The 20852-nt window shown below is 35.7% G+C and carries 12 protein-coding genes; all 12 read left to right on the top strand.

From position 1 onward, the window contains the following. Window positions 1–49: 49 nt before the first annotated feature. The 12 genes from SCB73_RS00770 (at window position 50) to SCB73_RS00715 (ending at window position 20803) form a co-directional block, all read left to right on the top strand. Window positions 50–2656 (top strand): glycosyl hydrolase 115 family protein, encoded by a 2607-nt coding sequence (locus SCB73_RS00770; RefSeq protein ID WP_320568295.1) that lies wholly within the window; start codon window positions 50–52, stop codon window positions 2654–2656. Window positions 2657–2872: 216 nt separating this feature from the next. Next, the gene (locus SCB73_RS00765) at window positions 2873–3982 is read left to right on the top strand and encodes an endo-1,4-beta-xylanase (RefSeq protein ID WP_320568294.1); all 1110 of its coding nucleotides are present in this window, start codon (window positions 2873–2875) and stop codon (window positions 3980–3982) included. Between the two features lie 223 nt (window positions 3983–4205). Beyond that, window positions 4206–5639, top strand: coding sequence for an MFS transporter (locus SCB73_RS00760; protein WP_320568293.1), 1434 nt, complete (start codon window positions 4206–4208; stop codon window positions 5637–5639). A gap of 31 nt (window positions 5640–5670) precedes the next feature. Further along, window positions 5671–6696, top strand: coding sequence for a glycoside hydrolase family 43 protein (locus SCB73_RS00755; RefSeq protein WP_320568292.1), 1026 nt, complete (start codon window positions 5671–5673; stop codon window positions 6694–6696). Window positions 6697–7089: 393 nt separating this feature from the next. After that, complete coding sequence (locus SCB73_RS00750; protein WP_320568291.1) at window positions 7090–8097, top strand: GntR family transcriptional regulator; 1008 nt, start codon at window positions 7090–7092, stop codon at window positions 8095–8097. 2 nt (window positions 8098–8099) lie between these two features. Continuing rightward, a complete protein-coding gene (locus SCB73_RS00745) occupies window positions 8100–9581 on the top strand; it encodes a xylulokinase (RefSeq protein ID WP_320568290.1) in 1482 nt (493 codons plus the stop codon). Window positions 9582–9590: 9 nt separating this feature from the next. After that, window positions 9591–10916, top strand: a complete 1326-nt coding sequence (xylA, locus tag SCB73_RS00740; RefSeq protein WP_320568289.1) for a xylose isomerase — start codon at window positions 9591–9593, stop codon at window positions 10914–10916. Window positions 10917–11288: 372 nt separating this feature from the next. Then, on the top strand, window positions 11289–11945 hold the full coding sequence (fsa, locus tag SCB73_RS00735; protein ID WP_320568288.1) for a fructose-6-phosphate aldolase: 657 nt from the start codon (window positions 11289–11291) through the stop codon (window positions 11943–11945). Between the two features lie 25 nt (window positions 11946–11970). Next, on the top strand, window positions 11971–12945 hold the full coding sequence (locus SCB73_RS00730) for an aldose epimerase family protein (protein WP_320568287.1): 975 nt from the start codon (window positions 11971–11973) through the stop codon (window positions 12943–12945). A 541-nt stretch (window positions 12946–13486) separates the two neighbouring features. Next, window positions 13487–16561: a SusC/RagA family TonB-linked outer membrane protein gene (locus SCB73_RS00725; RefSeq protein ID WP_413927821.1), complete on the top strand. Its 3075-nt coding sequence runs from the start codon at window positions 13487–13489 to the stop codon at window positions 16559–16561. Window positions 16562–16574: 13 nt separating this feature from the next. Next, complete coding sequence (locus tag SCB73_RS00720) at window positions 16575–18494, top strand: RagB/SusD family nutrient uptake outer membrane protein (RefSeq protein WP_320568285.1); 1920 nt, start codon at window positions 16575–16577, stop codon at window positions 18492–18494. Between the two features lie 389 nt (window positions 18495–18883). Next, window positions 18884–20803 (top strand): sialate O-acetylesterase, encoded by a 1920-nt coding sequence (locus SCB73_RS00715; protein ID WP_320568284.1) that lies wholly within the window; start codon window positions 18884–18886, stop codon window positions 20801–20803. Window positions 20804–20852: the final 49 nt, after the last annotated feature.

The raw sequence follows: 20852 nt of genomic DNA, 5'->3' as shown, positions 1-20852 counted from the left end.
TTTGCGACTCTGCGACTTTGCGAGATTAAATAAAAAAGTTTGTAACGCTATGTGCTTAAAAATTAAAACATCATACATAATTTTATTGTTTTTCCTAATCGGATTAAGCGCAAATTCGTATGCCATAAATCCTGAGAAATATATAGTTAATCAGGGTTCTAATGAAAATTTTCCTTTGGTTTCAAAAGGAAAAATAGCTTCGGTTTTAGTTGACGATAAAGATTATGCAGGAGTTTTAAAAGTGACGGGGCATTTAGAAAACGATCTTTTTAAAGTTTCTGATTTGCATCCGAAAAGAATTAAAAAGGTTTCTGAAGCAGGAGATTTTGTAGTGATAATTGGAACAATTGGAAAAAGCGAAATCATAAATCAATTGGCCAAAAAAGGAAAAATTGATGCCAAGGAACTTCAGGGAAAATGGGAAAAATTTACGACTCAAATTGTTGAAAATCCGTTTAAAGGGATCAAAAAAGCTCTGGTAATTGCAGGTTCAGATAAAAGAGGAACAATTTACGGAATCTACGATTTGTCTAGTCAAATTGGTGTTTCTCCTTGGTATTTTTGGGCTGATGTTCCTGCGAAAAAACAATCGGAATTGCATGTTTTGCCTGGAATACATTCGCAAGGAGAGCCAAAAGTAAAGTATCGCGGTATTTTTATAAATGATGAAGCTCCTGCATTAACAGGCTGGGCATTTGAAAAATTTGGCGGATTCAATTCGAAATTTTACGACAATGTTTTTGAATTGATTCTGAGAATGAAAGGCAACTATTTATGGCCGGCAATGTGGGGCAGAATGTTTTATGTCGAAGATCCGCAGAATGCTGTTTTGGCCGATGAATATGGAATTGTGATGGGAACTTCGCATCATGAACCATTATCGAGAGCGCACGCTGAATGGGGAAAAGAAAAAGGAAAATGGGATTTTAATACCAATTCAGAGGCTTTGATTACATTCTGGAAAGATGGAATTAAACGAATGGGAAATAAAGAAACCATTGTGACAATTGGAATGCGTGGCGACGGCGATGAACCTATGACGGAAGGAACTGCAATTGGACTCTTGGAAAATATCGTAAAAACGCAAAGAAATATTATTGCAGAAGTTACGAAAAAACCAGCCGAAAAAACGCCACAAATGTGGGCACTTTATAAAGAAGTTCAGGATTATTACGACAAAGGAATGAGAGTGCCCGATGATGTGACGCTTTTATTGTGCGATGACAATTGGGGAAACATTAGAAAACTTCCGGAATTGAACGCAAAACCAAGAAAAGGCGGTTACGGAATTTATTATCATTATGATTATGTGGGCGGTCCGCGCAATTATAAATGGATCAACACTAACCAAATCGAACGCACTTGGGAACAAATGGATTTGGCTTACCAACGCGGAGTTGATAAAATTTGGATTGTAAATGTTGGCGATATAAAACCAATGGAATTTCCGATTGCCTTTTTCCTAGATATGGCATGGAATCCTGAAAAATTCAATGCCGGAAATTTACAAGAATATTATGTGAATTGGGCAAAAGAGAATTTTGGAGGTCAGTTTGCAGAGGAAATTGCTACAATTTTAAAATTATATACCAAATACAATTCGCGCAGAAAACCTGAATTATTGGATGAGAAAACCTATAGCGTCACAAATTATAACGAAGCTGACCGAGTTGTTGCCGATTATCAAAAATTGGTTGAAAAAGCCAATGCAATAAATGAGAAATTACAGCCTGAATATAAAGATGCTTTTTATCAGCTGGTTTTATTTCCGGTTTTGGCAAGTGCAAACTTAAATGAATTGTATGTCGCGACGGCCAAAAATCATTTGTATGCAGCGCAGGGAAAGGCATCGGCAAATGAATACGTAGAAAAAGTAAAATCATTATTTGAAAGAGATAGCCTGTTGACGAATTATTATCATACCAAAGTGGCAAATGGAAAATGGAATCACATGATGTCGCAGACACACATTGGTTATACAAATTGGCAACAGCCGGATAAAAATGTGATTCCGAAAACTAAAACAGTTGAGGTTTTAAACAAATCAGAAGCTGGGATTTCTGCTCAAGATACTCCGAATGCTGAAACATCAATTAATAAAAATAGAGATTTAGCTAATGTTCGAGGTTTTGTTGAGGATAACGGTTATATTTCGATAGAAAGTAAAAATTATTCTGAGGCAATAAATTCGGATTCAGTGAAATGGACGATTATTCCAAATCTAGGTAAAACAGATTCTGGAATAACAATAAAACCTTCAAATATCCAGCCGATTGAAATCTCGGAACAATCTCCAAGATTAGAATACAACGTTCATTTTTTCAGCAAAGGAAAGGTAAAAGTAAAAGCGTTTTTTTCACCCACAATCAATTTTAAAATGGGTGACGGCTTAAAATACGGAATTGGATTTGATTCAGAAAAACCGCAAATCATGAACCTCAATGGAGATTCTTCTGAAAAAGCTTGGGCAACATCGGTAGCAAATAATATTAAAATAATAACATCAGAACATCAAATAGAAAATTCAGGGAATCACGTTTTGAAAATTTATGCGATCGATGCGGCTTTGGTACTTCAGAAAATTGTAATTGAGACTGAAGAAGGAAAGGTTTTGGAGTCGTATTTGGGGCCTCCAGAGAGTTTTAGAAAGGAATGATATTTTTATAATACTACGTTCTGTTTGTCATTTCGACGTAAGGAGAAATCTTCGTTAGTAGCTCCGCATGCTGGATCAACTTTGTAGAGTTTCTTGTGAAGATTTCTCCTTACGTCGAAATGACAAAACTATGAGCAAATATTAGACCTGACAGGTTTTAAAACCTGTCAGGTCTCAGTTAAGAATAAAAACTATTAACTATTAAAACCAAAATATATGAAATTTATTAACCCTTATGTGTTTGCCGCTGCAACGTTGTTGATGGTAAGCTGTTCTTCAAAAAAAGAAACGCTATCTTTAAAAGACGCTTATAAAAACGATTTCTACATTGGAACGGCTTTAAGTGCAGACCAAATTCAAGAAAAAAATACTAAAGAAGATTCCTTGATTAAAAAAGAGTTTAATGCAATTACTGCAGAAAACATTATGAAATCAATGTTTGTGCATCCGCAAAAGGATAAATATGATTTTACATTGGCGGACAAATTTTTGGCATACGGCGAAAAAAATAAAATGTTTGTTCACGGACATACTTTGATTTGGCACAGCCAATTAGCGCCTTGGATGGAAAAAATAAAAGACAGTACCGAAATGAAAGCTTTTATGAAAGATCATATCACGACGATTGTTTCTAAATATAAAGGAAGAATTGGTTCCTGGGATGTTGTAAATGAAGCTTTAAACGAAGATGGAACTTTACGAAAATCAGTTTTTTTGAATACGCTTGGCGAACAATATTTAGTTGATGCTTTCAAATTAGCAGCAAAAGCAGATCCAAAAGTAGATTTATATTACAACGATTACAATATTGAAGAACCTGCAAAAAGAGCCGGAGCAATCGCTTTAATCAAAAAAATAAAAGCTGCTGGCGGAAAGGTTGACGGTGTTGGAATTCAGGGACATTGGCGATTAGCAAGTCCGTCAATTGAAGAAATTGAAAAAAGTATTTTGGAATATTCAGCTTTAGGAATTAAAGTTGCGTTTACAGAATTAGATATTACGGTCTTGCCAAATCCGTGGGATTTAAAAGGGGCAGATGTAAATCAGAATTTTGAAGGAAGCGAAAAAAAGAATCCGTATCCAAAAGCATTGCCAGATTCTATTCAAAACCAACTTGCAGAGCGTTATGCTTCGATTTTTAAATTGTTTTTAAAACACAAAGACAAAATCAGCAGAGTAACTTTTTGGGGTGTTCATGACGGACAATCTTGGTTAAACGATTGGCCTATAAAAGGAAGAACGAATTACCCGCTTCCATTTGATACTCAATTGAAACATAAAAAAGCATACAACAGCATTTTGCAGCTTAAAGCAAAAAAAGATTAAAAAAGAGTGCGAATTTTGTTTATTGTGAATCCCCCACGAACTGTTTTTGTGAAAATTATGCAATAAAGCAAAGTAAATTTGCATGATATATTTTTTTTGCTAATTTTACACAACCGATTGCTTAAGCGAAATCCTTTTGAAATCAGTATAAAAGCTAACTAAAATAATCAATTTTTTTATAAGGATTGATTTTAAAATTAACCAAAATAACCACGAATCAATAATGAATTTTAATTCCCAAAAATTATCCATAAAAGAAAAAATTGGATATAGCTTAGGTGATCTTGCAGCAAATTTAGTGTTTCAGACATTGATGACTTATCTGGCGTATTTTTATACTGATATTTACGGATTATCGCCCGCACATTCCTCCATTATAATGTTGGTTGTTGGTTTGATCGCTGCCTTTATTTTCAATCCTATTATTGGTGTCCTGGCAGACAGAACGACTAGTAAATGGGGAAAATTCAGACCTTGGATTTTATGGACTGCCGTGCCATTGGGTGTAATAGCATTGCTTGCTTTTACAACACCAAATTTCTCTTATCAAGGCAAGGTAATTTATGCCGTTACAACTTATAGCTTGTTATTGCTTTTTTATGCAGCAAATAATCTGCCATATTCTGCGTTAAGCGGTGTGATTACAGGTGACATGGGCGAACGAAACAGTATGTCATCCTACCGATTTGTGGCGGTTATGTTTGCACAGTTTTTTGTTCAAGTTTTTATGCTAGGAATTATAAAAAGTGTTGGAAATGGCGACAAAGCTGTTGGAATCGAGAAAGTAATGACTGTTTTGGCAATTATTGGGACCATTATGCTTTTGATTACTTTTTTCACTACAAAAGAACGAATAGTTCCAAAGCCAGAGCAAAAATCAAGCGTGAAAGAGGATTTAAGCGATTTGGTAAAAAACAGGCCATGGGTAATTATGCTTTCGCTTACGACTTTGGTTTTTATTACACTGGCAATGAAAGGCGGATCGTATGTATATTATTTTGAAAATTATGTAGATAAAGATCAATTGGCAGTTTTTATTCGGCCAATTTTAAATACCTTATCAAATATTGGGTTGAACCATTTTGGTAGTGATCCCGTTTCAGCAGGATTTGGATTATTTAATGCCGGTGGCATCATCTTTATGATAGTTGGAATTACTTTGTCCAAAAGCCTTGCAGATAAATACGGAAAGCGAAATATATTCGGTTTGTTTTTATTCATTTCAACGCTTTTTATTCTTGCCTTCTATTTTTTTCCTTCAACATCAATCGGCTTTATGTTTTTCTCGCAAATCCTGCATGGATTTTTCTACGGAATTACAATTCCGCTTCTTTGGGCAATGATTGCTGATGTTGCCGATTATTCTGAATGGCTGAATAACCGCCGTGCGACTGCAATTATTTTTTCAGCCATGATGGTTGGGTTAAAAGCAGGTTTAAGTATTGGAGGTGCTTTGACAACTTCACTGTTAGGATATTTTAATTACGTTCCAAATGCTCCGCAGCAGACAGATATAGCAATAAATGGAATAAAATTGCTGGTTAGTGTTTTTCCTGCAATACCTTTCCTAATTGGCGTTGGATTATTGTTTTTTTACAAAATCGACAAGAAAATGGAAGTGCAGATTGAATCAGATTTAAAAGAAAGAAGAGTTTAATGTATTAAAGAAAATTTTAAAAAAAGAGAGTATGCCTGAAGATAGCATTGAAAACATTGATTTTGCCGCATTAGATAAGCGTGCAATTTCAAGTCCATTAGTCAATCATATTTACACCGCTGACCCGTCGGCACATGTTTTTAACGGCAAAATATACATCTATCCATCGCATGATATTGATGCGGGAATTCCCTTTAATGATAATGGAGACCATTTTGGAATGGAGGATTATCATGTAATTTCGATGGAGAATGTTAATGCAAAAGCAGTAGATCATGGCGTAGCTTTACATGTTAATGATGTTCCGTGGGCTGTTCGCCAAATGTGGGCGCCAGATGCTGCTTGTAAAAATGGCAAATATTATTTGTATTTTCCAGCAAAACGCGCAGACGGAATTTTCCAGATTGGTGTTGCAATAAGCGATTCTCCAATTGGACCATTTAAATCAGAACCAACTGCTATAAAAGGAAGCTACACTATTGATCCAGCCGTTTTTGAGGATAATGATGGGAAGTTTTATATTTATTTTGGTGGCATTTGGGGCGGTCAGCTTCAAAAGTATAGAAACAATATATACGATAAATCAAATGAGGAACCGCTGGCAAATGAAGAAGCTTTAGGTCCAATCGTAGCTTTGCTTTCTGATGATATGAAAGAGTTTGCTGAAGATCCAAAAGAGATTAAAATCTTGGATGAAAACGGAAAACCTTTATTAGCTGGAGATAATGAACGTCGATTTTTTGAAGCTTCGTGGGTTCATAAATATCAAGGAAAATATTATTTTTCGTACTCAACCGGTGATACGCATTTTATTTGTTATGCAATTGGCGACAGTCCATACGGACCTTTTGTTTATAAAGGACGCATTTTAAATCCTGTGGTAGGCTGGACTTCGCATCATTCTATTTGCGAAATTGAAAACGAATGGTATTTGTTTTATCATGATTCGAGTTTGTCAAAAGGCGTGACGCATTTGCGATCTATAAAAGTTACCAAAATTGAGTATAACGAAGACGGTTCGATTGTGACGATTGATCCTTATAAGAACCAAGATTAAAAAAATTTCCCTGAAACCACAACCGGTTGTTTGAAAAAAGCGAGAGTAAGTTTTTTGAGAAATACTGGTTACAACGTTTTGTCATGCTGAGGAATGAGGAATCGCATTTGCTAAATTAAAATTTAAGTGAAGTTGCTTCGTTCCTCGCAATGACAAATATGACGAAGATTTTCTTTTGAAGCCTGTATGCGTGAGGGATAGCAGTGGAAAGCCCACAGCCTGACGAAGGAAGTGCGAGGACTTGCAACGGATAGCCCGACCCGCCTTTTTCGGCGGGGCACGCCCAAAATATTGAAATATAGAATTTTAAAAACTTAACATAATTCATTTAAAAATTAATTTTTTATAAAAGTTTTTTAGTTACTTTAGCATAACAGAACGGAACAGAACGGTATGCTAAAAGAAGAAGAAAAATTTGAGTTTATAATGAATCACGAAAGTGATATTCCGAAGTATCAGCAATTGGTTGACGGAATTACAAACGCCATTGCGGAGAATATTTTACAAAAGGGAGATTTGCTTCCGTCTGTGAATGTAATTTGCAAAACATACCAGCTTTCGAGAGACACAGTTTTTAAAGCATATTCGATTTTAAAAGATCAAAATGTAATTGATTCTGTGCCTAATAAAGGATATTATGTAGCGGGAGAAACGAGAAAAGTGCTTTTGGTTTTGGATACGTTTAAGGCTTATAAAGAGGTTTTGTATCATTCGTTTGTAAATAATCTGGCGGATAATGTGATTACAGATGTGCAGTTTCACCATTATAATATTGATGTTTTTAAAACGATCATTAATAACGGAATCGGGAAGTATTACAAGTATGTGGTGATGAATTTTGATCATCAGGATATTGCTCCAGCATTGTCGGCAATTTCAAAAGACAAATTGCTTTTGATCGACTGGAATATTCAGGCCGATAAAACGAACAATTACATTTTTCAGGATTTTGGAAAGGCGTTTTATGAGTCTTTGACAGAGGCGGTGGATTTGTTTAAAAAGTATAAAAAGATACAGTTTGTGTATCCAGATTTTACGAATCATCCGTGGGAAACGGTAGAATATTTTAAGAAATTCTGTGCCGATTTTAGTTTTAAATACGACATTATTACAGATCCTAAAAAGTTCAATATCGAAAAAGGAATAGCCTACATCAGTGTTAGTGATAGGATTTTGGGGTACTTTTTAGAGCAATGCAAAGAGAAAGATTACGAACCGGGAAAAGACGTTGGCTTTTTATCGTACAACGAAACCCCGATGAAGAAGTTTATATACAAAGGAATTTCGGTTGTTTCAACTGATTTTAAAGAAATAGGAACCAAAGCAGCGGCATTTATTACGCATGACGAAGAAACGAAATGTTATGTGCCGACAAAATTAATAATTAGAGAATCATTGTAAGTATGTATTATATCGGTTATGATATTGGAAGTTCTTCTGTCAAGGCAGCCTTGGTAGAAGCAGAAACGGGTAAAAAAGTGATCGTTTTGAATGAACCTCAGAACGAAATGGAAATCCTTTCAATTCACCCAGACTGGGCTGAACAAGATCCTGAAATCTGGTGGCAGCACATTTGTACGGCAACAAAAAGAGCGATTAAAGAAGCAAACGTTGACGCGTCTAACATTCAAGGAATTGGTATTTCGTACCAAATGCACGGATTGGTGATTGTGGATGAAGCTGGAAATGCGCTTCGAAATTCCATTATTTGGTGTGACAGCCGTGCGGTTGAAATTGGAAACAAGGCTTTCGCCGAAATTGGAGAAGAGAAATGTATGTCGCATTTATTGAATTCGCCTGGGAATTTCACGGCTTCGAAACTGAAATGGGTTAAAGAAAATGAACCTGCGATTTACAATAAAATCGCTAAATACATGCTTCCGGGAGATTACATCGCTTTGAAAATGACAGGCGAAGTAACGACGACCAAAAATGGTTTGTCTGAAGGAATGCTTTGGGATTACAAAGAAAATAAAGTAGCCGATTGGCTTTTAGAATATTACGGAATTGATACAGGGTTGACTCCGAAAATCGTAGAAAACTTTACGAATCAAGGAGTTGTTACTGAAAAAGCGGCTACAGAATCAGGTCTTCCTGCTGGAATTCCGATTGTTTATAGAGCGGGAGATCAACCTAATAATGCTTTGTCATTAAATGTTTTGAATCCGGGAGAAGTGGCGGCTACGGGCGGAACTTCAGGAGTTTTTTATGCCGTTAGCGAAATGTCTTCTGGAAAGAGCACAAGAGTAAACAATTTTGTTCACGTAAATTACGAATTAGAAACGCCTAGAGTAGGTAAGCTTTTGAATATTAACGGAGCGGGAATTCAATACAGATGGTTGCGTAATAATATGGGCAACGAAAGTTACGAAGTAATGAATGAAAAAGCTTCAAATATTGAAATTGGATCAGAAGGCGTTGTGGTGATTCCGTTTGGAAATGGTGCTGAGCGTATGTTCAACAATAAAACAATCGGAACTCACTTTTTAAACCTCAACTTAAATATTCATAACAGCGCGCATTTGTTTAGAGCTTCTCTTGAAGGAATTGCATTTTCATTTGTGTACGGAATGGAATGTTTGAAAGAGGATAATGCAACAATCAATGTCATTAGAGCCGGAAATGATAACCTTTTCCGCTCCGAGATTTTCTCCAATACTGTGGCGACTTTAATTGGCCACGAAATTGAGATTTACAATACGACAGGAGCAGTTGGCGCAGCGAGAGCGGTTGGCTTAAAAGATGGCGATTACAGCAAATTTGGAGCTAATGTTAGTGACAACGATCACGTAATGACGTTTTTGCCGTTGCACAACAAGGAGCCTTATGAGACGGCTTATAAAAAATGGAAACAAGAATTAGAATTAATATTAACAAATAAATAAAAAGATAAAATGATAGTTTTAGGAGATAAAGAATACTACAAAGGTATTGGCCAAATTAAATTTGAAGGAAAAGAATCTGACAATCCGTTGGCATTTAAATATTACAATCCAGACCAAGTTGTAGCTGGAAAAACAATGCGCGATCACTTTAAATTTGCGATTGCTTACTGGCATACTTTCTGCGGACAAGGTAGCGATCCATTCGGACCGGGAACTCAAAATTTTGCATGGGATGCTTCATCGGATCCTTATCAAGCTGCAAAAGACAAGGCAGATGCTGCTTTTGAATTCATCAGCAAAATGGGATTCGATTATTTCTGTTTCCACGATTACGATTTGATTGCTGAAGGAGCAACTTTCGCAGAATCAGAAAAACGTTTGGCTTTTATTACAGATTACTTAAAACAGAAAAAAGCAGAATCTGGAATTAAATTGCTTTGGGGAACTTCAAACTGTTTCTCAAACCCAAGATTCATGAACGGTGCGGCTACAAATCCTGATTTTAATGTAGTGGCAAGAGCTGGAGGACAAGTAAAATTAGCGCTTGATGCAACAATCGCTTTAGGCGGAGAAAACTACGTATTCTGGGGAGGTAGAGAAGGTTATATGTCTTTGCTAAACACAGATATGGGAAGAGAATTAGACCACATGGCGCAATTCTTGGCAATGTCTAGAGACTACGCAAGAGCACAAGGTTTTAAAGGAACTTTCTTTATTGAACCAAAACCAATGGAGCCATCAAAACACCAATACGATTTTGACTCGGCAACTGCAATCGGATTCTTGAAAGAATATGGTTTAGATAAAGATTTCAAAATCAATATCGAGGTAAACCACGCTACATTGGCACAACACACTTTCCAACACGAATTAGAAGTTGCGGCAAAAGCTGGAATGTTAGGAAGTATCGATGCAAATAGAGGAGATTACCAAAACGGATGGGATACAGATCAGTTCCCAAATAACATCCAAGAAACTACTGAAGCTATGTTGGTTTTCTTAAAAGCTGGCGGATTACAAGGCGGTGGAGTTAACTTTGATGCTAAAATCAGAAGAAACTCAACAGACTTAGAAGATGTTTTCTTAGCACACATTGGCGGTGCTGATACTTTTGCAAGAGCTTTATTGACAGCAGATAAAATCATTTCTTCGTCTCCATATGAAAAATTGAGAAAAGAAAGATACAGCTCTTTCGATTCTGGAAAAGGAAAAGATTTTGCTGATGGAAAATTAGGTTTAAAAGATCTTTACACTATCGCTCATGAAAATGGAGAATTAAATCTTCAAAGCGGTAAACAAGAATTGTTTGAAAACATCATCAATCAATATATTTAATTGATTAACAAACTGTAAACGCAGTTTTTGCATAAAATAATTTTCGGTTTTGTATAAAATCATAAAATCGGAATCAAGATTGTTTTTTGTAGTTTTTCTTCTCTGGTGCATATTTGAAGGTTAGTTGATGCGCCAGAGAAAACTTTATTAATTAGTGATTATGACCGTTGGATGAATGAAGCACTGACGGTCATATGATTAAGTTCATATTCAAAGGATAGTTTTCTGCTGTCTTTTCAAAGCAATTTCTTTTGCTTTTCATTTCAAATTAAAACATAAAATCATTTTGTCTGTATTGAAGATTCATCTTGTTATGAATTGAAGATATAGAATTTCTTAATGAACTCTATTAACATAAAAAAACAAAAACCAATGAAATTTTTTATTGACACCGCAAATTTAAACGATATTAAAGAAGCGCAGGCCTTAGGCGTTTTAGACGGCGTAACAACAAATCCGTCGTTAATGGCGAAAGAAGGAATTACTGGAAAAGCTAATATTTTAAAACATTATTTGGATATCTGCAATATTGTGGACGGCGATGTTTCAGCTGAAGTAATTTCAACTGATTTTGAAGGAATGATCAAAGAAGGCGAGGAACTTGCTGCTTTGCATGAGCAGATTGTAGTGAAATTACCAATGATTGCTGACGGAATTAAAGCCTGTAAATATTTTTCGGATAAAGGAATTAGAACGAATGTGACTCTTGTTTTCTCTGCAGGGCAAGCTCTTTTAGCGGCAAAAGCGGGTGCGACTTACGTTTCTCCATTTTTAGGAAGATTGGATGATGTCTCAACTGACGGAATGCATCTTATTGCTGAAATCAGAGAGATTTATGATAATTACGCTTTCAATACTCAAATTCTTTCGGCATCTGTGCGTCACACAATGCACGTAATTAATTGTGCCAAAGTGGGTTCTGATGTTATGACCGGACCGTTGTCGGCAATTAAAGGTTTGCTGAAGCATCCTCTTACTGATATTGGTTTGAACCAATTTATTGATGACGCAAAAAAGATGAATTTATAAGATTTCAGAATTTATCAATTGTAAAATGGAAAAGCTAGAGGTAATTACAATTAGAAATAATAATGCATTGGAAATGAAAATTTCCAATTTTGGCGCTACCGTTATTGGGCTGAAAGTTAAAAATGCAAAAGGAGAAATCTTTGACGTTGCGGCTGGTTTGGAAAAAGCTTCGAATTATCTTGAAGCTCCTTATTCAAATGTGAAACTCTTTTTAGGATGCAGTATCGGAAGATATGCTGGAAGAATTTCTGGTGGTCAATTTGCGATTGATGATGTTGTTTATAAAATCGAAAATGAAGACGGAGTTCATTTGCATGGAGGCAGAAACGGCTTTTTTAAAAAGTTTTGGTCAGTAAAAGAAGTTTTTCAAAACCGCGCCGTTTTGACTTATGAAAGCAAACATCTTGAAGAAGGTTATCCTGGGAATTTGAATGTTGAAGCAATTTTTGAGCTGACGCCTGAAAATGAAGTGAAAATAATATATCAAGCGCAAACGGATCAAGCCACGCCAGTGAATTTGACCAGTCATGTTTATATGAATTTAAACGGAAAAGATTCAATTTTAGATCATGAATTGCAAATTAATAGCGATTTTCATTTAGATGTTGATTCACAATTGCTTCCAACGGGAAAATTGAATAAATCAGAAGGAACTTCTTTTGATCGAAATAAAAAAGCTAAAATAAAAAGAGAAGATTTTAAAGGTTTTGATGATACTTTTGTTTTTAATGAAAAGCGACTAAAGGCATCTTTGTCTTCTGCAGAAAGCGGTATAATTATGGATATATATTCTAATCAGCCAGCAATGGTAGTTTATACTCCAGAAAAATTTCCAGATTTGCCTTTTTCAAATGATAATCAATTTGGAACTTTCCCTGCAATTTGTTTTGAACCTCAAAATTTTCCCGATGCTCCAAATAAAAAACATTTTCCCAATTCAATTTTGAAGCCTGGCGAAACTTATCTAAATGAAATGATTTTTGCTTTTACTTTTGGATAAATTCATTTTTTATCAATTTTAAACTTCTTTTGTGAAAAAGGAGTTTTTTTTTATTTTTTATGCAAACGATTGTGTTGAAAATGGTTTCTTTTTAAAGCAAACGATAAATTGGAAGCGGTTTTGTTTTGAATTTTTTTCCAAATGAATATTTTCTTAATGTTTTGTGTTTTTTATTGGCTGAAACATATTTTGTTTTACGGAATAAAAAAATCCTATAATATGCTTTATTGTTGGGTTTTAGGGAATTGTTAACCATTTTTTAAAAACAATAAATTTCATCTACTCAGGTTTGTTGAAAAAGCTAATTTGTTATGAATTACTTATTTTTTTGGCTTAAAAATTATTCAACTACTATTTTTTACAACTATTTTTTTTCGACTAAATAAAAAAATAATAAACAACCGGTTGTGTAATTTGAAATTTTATATATATTTGTTAAACAAATGCAAAAATATCTGTTTTAGCCTTGCAAAAGCACATGATTTTGCTTCATGAATTTCAACTAACTAAACTATTATATTAACTATCTAACTTAATTTTTATGACTGACTTTTTTACAATTAAAAGCAAATCAAAACTCCTGAAATGCCTGGGGTTTTTATCCTTGATGTTTCTGTTTTCTGTCAACACAGTGGCACAGAATACTATTACAGGAGTTGTATCTGATGCTACTGGACCAATTCCGGGGGCGAATGTTACTGTTAAAGGTACTAAAAACAGTGTCGCGACAGGTTTTGACGGAAATTATTCTATTGCTAATGTTCCTTCTAATGGAGTTTTAGTATTTAGTTTTTTAGGATTAAAAGACAAAGAAATTCCGGTTGCAGGAAAAACTAAGATCAATGCAGTTTTAGAGGAAAACTTAAATAATCTGCAGGAAGTAATTGTTGTAGGATACGGTACACAGCGCAAAGAGGCAGTAACGGGTTCTGTAGCTTCAATTACTGGGGAAGCTTTGAGGGAAGTTCCATCTGCAAATATTACTCAGGCGCTTCAAGGACGAATTGCCGGTGTCGAAATGACGCAGACTTCTTCGAAACCTGGAGCGACCATGCAGATCAGAATTCGTGGTACACGTTCTTTAAATGCAAGCAACGATCCTTTGGTTGTTCTCGACGGAATACCGTTTGCTGGATCTTTGGGAGACATTAATCCGACAGATATTAAAAGTGTAGATATTCTTAAAGATGCATCTTCAACTGCGATTTATGGTTCTCGTGGAGCAAATGGAGTTATTTTGGTCACAACAAATAAAGGAAAAAAGGGACAAAAAGCAAGATTCACATTTGATAATTACTATGGTTTAAAAAGCGTTTTTGCTCGCTACCCAATGATGAGCGGGCCAGATTTTGTAAAACTTCGCCAGACTGCGGGAATCTATACAAATGGTATTGACGAAGCAAATGATGTCAATACAGACTGGCAGGATTTGTTTTATGGAACAGGAATGGTTACCTCAAATGATTTTGGCGTAAATGGAGGAACTGAAAACGGTTCGTATAATTTTGGATTAGGACACTATAAAGATGTAGCTGTACTTCCAGGACAAGATTACGAGCGTATTTCATTACGTGCTGCTGTAGATCAAGAAATTGGAAAATCTTTCCGTTTCGGAATCACAACAAATAATAATTATTCTATTACAAACGGAAGCAATTTATCAATGTATGGTGTTTTAAACAGTACACCAATCGCAAATCCATATAATCCGGATGGATCTTTAAAAAGAATTATCCAAATGCCTTTAGACCAGCAATGGGTTTACACAAGAGAAAGTGTAGAGGCTTTAGGAGATAAATGGATCAATCAAACAAGAGCTTTTGGATCTTACAACAATATATTTGGAGAAGTTAAGATTCCAGGAGTTGAAGGTTTGAAATATCGCCTAAACGTAGGTCTTAATTTGCGTATGACAGATGGTGGAAGTTATACTGGAGAAGGCGTTTTCAGCACAACCCCAACTACACCTTCAACAGCCAATATTAATCATTCACTTACTACAAACTGGGTGCTCGAAAACTTGTTGACGTATGATCGTACTTTTGCACAAAAGCATAAAATTAATGTTGTAGGATTATATTCGTCAGAACAAACTTCTTTCAATAGTTCTTCAGTTTCAGCAAGAGGGATTCCTTCAGATGCTTTTCAATTTTACAATTTAGGAAATGCGACGGGCGAAATCACAATTAATCCAAATGATCAAAACTATTATAAAAGTGGTTTGATTTCTTGGATGGGACGTGCAATGTATTCTTATGACAATCGCTATATGTTGACAGCTACAGTACGTTCTGATGCTTCTTCAAGATTGGCGGAAGGACATAAATGGCATACTTATCCAGCGATTTCTGCTGGTTGGAACATCAAAGGAGAATCGTTCATGAAAAATGTAGATTTCATTGATGCATTAAAACTTCGTGTTGGATACGGAGAAACTTCTAATCAGTCTATCAATCCATACGCAACGCTTGGGCGTTTGAGCACAAGACCTTACAATTTTGGGACAGATTACGCAGTAGGATATTATGTGTCTGAGTTGCCAAACCCAAATTTAGGTTGGGAATATTCGACAACTTGGAATTACGGATTAGATTTTACAATTCTTAAAAACCGTTTATCTGCAACAGCAGAATATTATGTGACAGATACAAAAGATATTCTTTTAGGAGTAAATCTTCCAAGCACTTCTGGTGTAAGCAGCTATACAGGAAATATCGGGCAGTCTCAAAACAAAGGTATTGAGTTTTCATTAAATGGAGTAATTCTTGACAATGTAGGAGGTTGGACTTGGGAAGCAGGAGTGAACTTCTATTCAAATAAAAATGAATTGGTTGCATTGGCTTCAGGACAACAAAGAGACGAAGCGAACTGGTGGTTTGTTGGTAAACCAATCAATGTAATTTATGATTATGAAAAAATCGGACTTTGGCAACAAGGCGATGCCAACTTGACGAAATATGAGCCAGGAGGAAATCCGGGAATGATCAAAGTAAAATACACAGGAACTTTTAATGCAGATGGAACTCCAACAAGACAAATTGGTCCAGACGACAGACAAATTTTAAAAGTAGATCCAGATTTTCAAGGTGGATTCAATACGCGTGTTGCCTACAAAAATTTTGATTTGACTGCAGTAGGAGCTTTCCAAAGTGGTGGAATTTTAATCAGTACGCTATATTCTTCTTCAGGATATCTTAATATGTTAAGCGGTCGTCGTGGAAACGTGGATGTAGATTATTGGACACCAGAAAATACAGGTGCTAAATACCCAAAACCAGGTGGACTTTCAGATGGAGATAATCCAAAATATGGTTCTACTTTAGGATATTTTGATGCTTCTTATTTAAAAGTTCGTACTATTTCATTAGGTTATAATTTCAAAAACAAATTTTTAGAAGAAACAGGCTTAGATAAATTTAGAATTTATTGTACTGTACAAAATCCATTCGTTATGTTCTCGCCATATCATAAAGAGTCGGGTATGGATCCAGAAACAAATTCTTATGGTGATGAAAACGCTGCAGTAACAACTGCTTACAAAAGACGTTTGCTTACCCTTGGAACTAATACTCCAGCTACACGAAACTTCTTGATTGGATTTAACTTAACATTTTAAAAAAAAGAAAACGATGAAACGTATACAAATAAGAACTTTTATAACAGCACTATTTTTGATGCTGTTTTTAGGGTCATGCAGTGAAATTTTGGATGAAAAGCCACGAAGTATTTATGAGCCTGGTTTTTTTAAGACAGAAAAAGGTGTTTTTGGAGGATTGACTTCAATGTATGCGCACTTGCGTTATATTTATGGTCCGGCTTATTATTACAACACATTAGTGACCGGAACAGATGAAGCGACATATGCACAAAGTGCCGACAACAACTTTAAGGATATGGATCTTTCAGGTGTTGGTTCAATAACAGCTACTAGCAGCCGTTCTGACGGATTGTGGGGTACTGCATTTCCAAATATAAATACAGCGAGCGGTATTATTGAAAATGCAGCGGCAGTTGGAACTATTTCAAATGCATTAATTGCCGAAGCTAGGTTTTTCCGCGCTTTTGATTATTTTCTTTTGGTTCAAACTTTTGGAGGTGTACCACTAGATTTAGGTGCAGGAGAGTTGAAATTTAATACAAATCCTGTGAGAACTTCTAAACGCAACACGGTGACTGAAGTTTATACAAAAGCGATTTTCCCTGATTTATTGATTGCTGTAAATGATTTGCCAGTGGCAGGAAGAGTAAAAGGAGGTGTAACTAAAACGGTTGCAAGATTGTATTTGGCAAAAGCATATTTAACTTATGCTTGGTGGCTTCAAAATCCGAATAATGTTCCAACTTATCCTGAAACAAATAGAACAGATCCTGACGGACACGACGCAAGCTGGTATTTTCAACAAGCTTATAATATTGCTGCAGACGGAATTGAAAATCCAGGATCGTTTAGTTTGCAAAACACATATTATGATGTGAATGTAGGTACTAATGATAGAAATAGTGAAATATTATTATATGCAGACCACACAGAGTCAAGCGAATTTTATAATGCAAGTAGTTTGACTTATTCAAATGGTGCAGCGCCAGAAAACTTTGCAGGCTGGATGATGACATGGAATTATACGAACATCAGAAGTTCTGGAGTAAGTTCTGTGCAACGTGAAGCTGTTCAACCTTTAGGACGTCCTTGGACACGTATGTGCCCTACAATCAATGTAATTAAAAACACTTTTGCTGATAAAACAAATGATTCTCGTTACGACGGAACTTTTACAACAGTATATAGAGGAAATTGGAACAAGGCAGGAAATACTTCTGCAACTTTAAATAATGCAAACGGATTGCCTGTAAGTCCAGGTGGAGCTATTTTGTCATTTTTGCCTCAAGATAATCCAGCTGTAGTTTATGCTGCATCAACAGGAAATATTGGTGCCGGCTTATTGCCAGGAAGAGCAGATTATGTTATTAATCCGAGCGGTATCAGCAGAATTGTTTATCCAGGACTTTGGAAATTGGGTGTTTATCGTACAGATAATGGAACGGGCTTAGGACAGCCAAACGCAGCTAGTACACGTCCATTTAATATTGCAAAATTCTCTGAACTTTACTTTATTGCCGCTGAAGCTGCTGTAAAAGGCGCAGCTCCAAGAGCTGGTAAAAGTGCTCGCGAATTAATAAACGTTATTCGCGCACGAGCTGGAAAATGGAGATGGGATAATGGTGGAAATATGGCAAAAGTGGCTGATAATAGCGCAGCCTTGACTGCAGCAACTCCAGCAGTAATCGATATCAATTATATTTTAGCAGAACGTTCTCGTGAATATTATGCAGAAGGATATCGCTGGTTTGATTTAGTTCGTACTCAAAAATGGGAAGAACTTGCTGGTTCATACCAAATTTGTGGTAGTACATATGGTGATCATACGCCTGTAACCGTTACAAGAACTATTGATAAGCATCATTATTTGCGTCCAATCCCACAAGGGCAATTAGATGCTATGGTAATGACAACAGCAGAAAAAGCAACGTATCAAAATCCAGGTTACTAAGAAATAAAATCCTAATAACCGAAATCAAATTGATAAAACAATTAAAACAGCCAATTAAGTTGGATAAAGTTGTAAGTAAGTGTTTCTTTTACAGAATTGGCTAAAATTGCAAATAAATTGTTTTATATAAAAGCCGAGAGTTGAGCCCTCTCGGCTTTTTGCTGTCAAATGTTAGAGGAGAATAATAAACTTGATGTGGATATTAATTTTAATATATAGAAACATTCCCGATTGTTAGAAACTAGTTTTTTTCAACTACCTTTTCAAAAAGAAAAATCTATGTTTCTATGTGTTGAAATATTTTTTCAAATTACACCAACGGGTTAATTATCTTTAAAAATGATTTCAGTCCCGAAGTTTCGGGATTAGCAGAAAATAAAATTTTGAAAATGAAAAAAATACTAATTTTTATCAGTGCGCTCATTTGCAGTACTACTTATTCTCAAATAAAACTTCCGAGATTGATTAGTGACAGAATGGTTTTACAGCGCGATATTCCGGTGAAAATATGGGGCTGGGCGGCACCAAATGAAAAAGTTGAGCTTTCTTTCGACAAAAAAAAGTTTAACACCACAGCTTCTCAAGATGGAAATTGGATAATTACCTTGCCTTCTCAAAAAGCGGGCGGACCTTATGAAATGACTTTGTCAGCGAGTAATTCAATTGTTCTCAAAGATATTTTGTTTGGTGATGTTTGGCTTTGTTCTGGACAATCGAATATGGAATTGCCGATGGAACGCGTAAAAGATAAATACCGAGATATTATTGCCAAAGCAAACAATTCGGAAATAAGACAATTTTTAGTTCCGGATCAATATGATTTTGCCAAAGAAAATACGGATTTGTCTTCGGGCGAATGGAAAGCAGTAAACGCAGCAAATATTTTAAATTTTTCGGCAGTTGCTTATTTTTTTGCAAGCGAAATTTATGCAAAATACAAAGTTCCGATTGGTTTAATCAACAGCGCTTTGGGAGGTTCTCCTGCAGAATCTTGGCTGAGCGCCGATGCTGTGAAGAAATTTCCCGAATATGATGCGGAGTATCAAAAATTCAAGGATGGAACTTTAGGAACACAAATTGAAGCGAATGACAAAAAAGTCAGCTCCGATTGGTATTCTGGAATAAATCGCCAAGATGAAGGTTTGAAAAAACAATGGTCAAAAGCTGATTTAGATGATATCGACTGGCCTGTTATGAATATTCCTGGATATTGGAGCGATTATGCTTTAGAGAAAACTAATGGTGCAGTCTGGTTCAGGAAAGAAGTCAATTTGTCAAATCTAAAAGCTTCTTCAGCTAAATTAATTTTGGGAAGAATCGTAGATGCTGATTCGGTTTATGTAAATGGGAATTTCGTTGGAACAACTTCTTATTTGTATCCACCAAGAAAATATTCCTTTGATCCGAAATTTTTAAAAGAGGGAAAAAATGAAATTGCAATTCGAGTAATCAATAATTCAGGAAAAGGAGGTTTTGTTGAGGATAAACCGTATCAGCTTATTTTAGATAAAGACTCAATTGATTTGAGAGGTCCGTGGAAATATAAATTAGGAGTGAAAATGTCTCCTCTGCCATCCCCAACTTTCATCAGGTGGAAACCCGTGGGATTATATAATGCTATGATTGCACCTTTGACGAATTATGCTATAAAAGGAACACTTTGGTATCAAGGAGAATCGAGCACTAAAAAACCTGAGGAATATGGTGCACTGATGGAAACGTTAATTTCAAGTTGGCGTTCAGCTTGGAAGCAAGGCCATTTTCCATTTTTGGTTGTACAGTTAGCCAATTTTATGGAACCGAAAACAGAACCGGCAGAAAGCAATTGGGCCGCTTTGCGTCAACAACAAAAAAACACTTTAGCAATTCCGAATACGGGAATGGCAGTAACGATAGATCTCGGTGAATGGAATGACATTCATCCTTTGAACAAATATGATGTTGGAAAAAGATTGGCATTACAAGCTGAAAAAATTGCGTACGGAGAAAAAAATATTGTGGCTTCGGGTCCGCTTTTTAAATCGGCAGAAAAAAAAGGCAATCAATTGATTTTATCTTTTACTGATACTGGAAGTGGCTTGATGATTAAAAATAGCGATCGTTTGAAAGGATTTGAAATTGCTGGAAGCGACGGAAAATTTGTTTGGGCAAGCGCTGTGATCGAAGGAAATAAAGTCAACGTTTGGAATGAAAATATTGCCAAGCCTGTCAAAGTTCGTTATGCTTGGGCAGATAATCCAATTGAGGCCAATTTGTACAATAAAGAAAATTTGCCTGCTTCACCTTTTGAGGGTGCTGTATTTAAGTAAGATCTAATGAAAATTTAAGCTTTAAATCAATTGCCTCCAACTTCAGTTG

It is taken from the genome of Flavobacterium sp. KACC 22761, assembly GCF_034058155.1.
In the GTDB taxonomy this organism is placed as follows: Bacteria; Bacteroidota; Bacteroidia; order Flavobacteriales; family Flavobacteriaceae; genus Flavobacterium.
The sequence above is the reverse complement of the archived record's forward strand: the minus strand, read 5'-3'. Positions and strand labels throughout refer to the sequence as shown.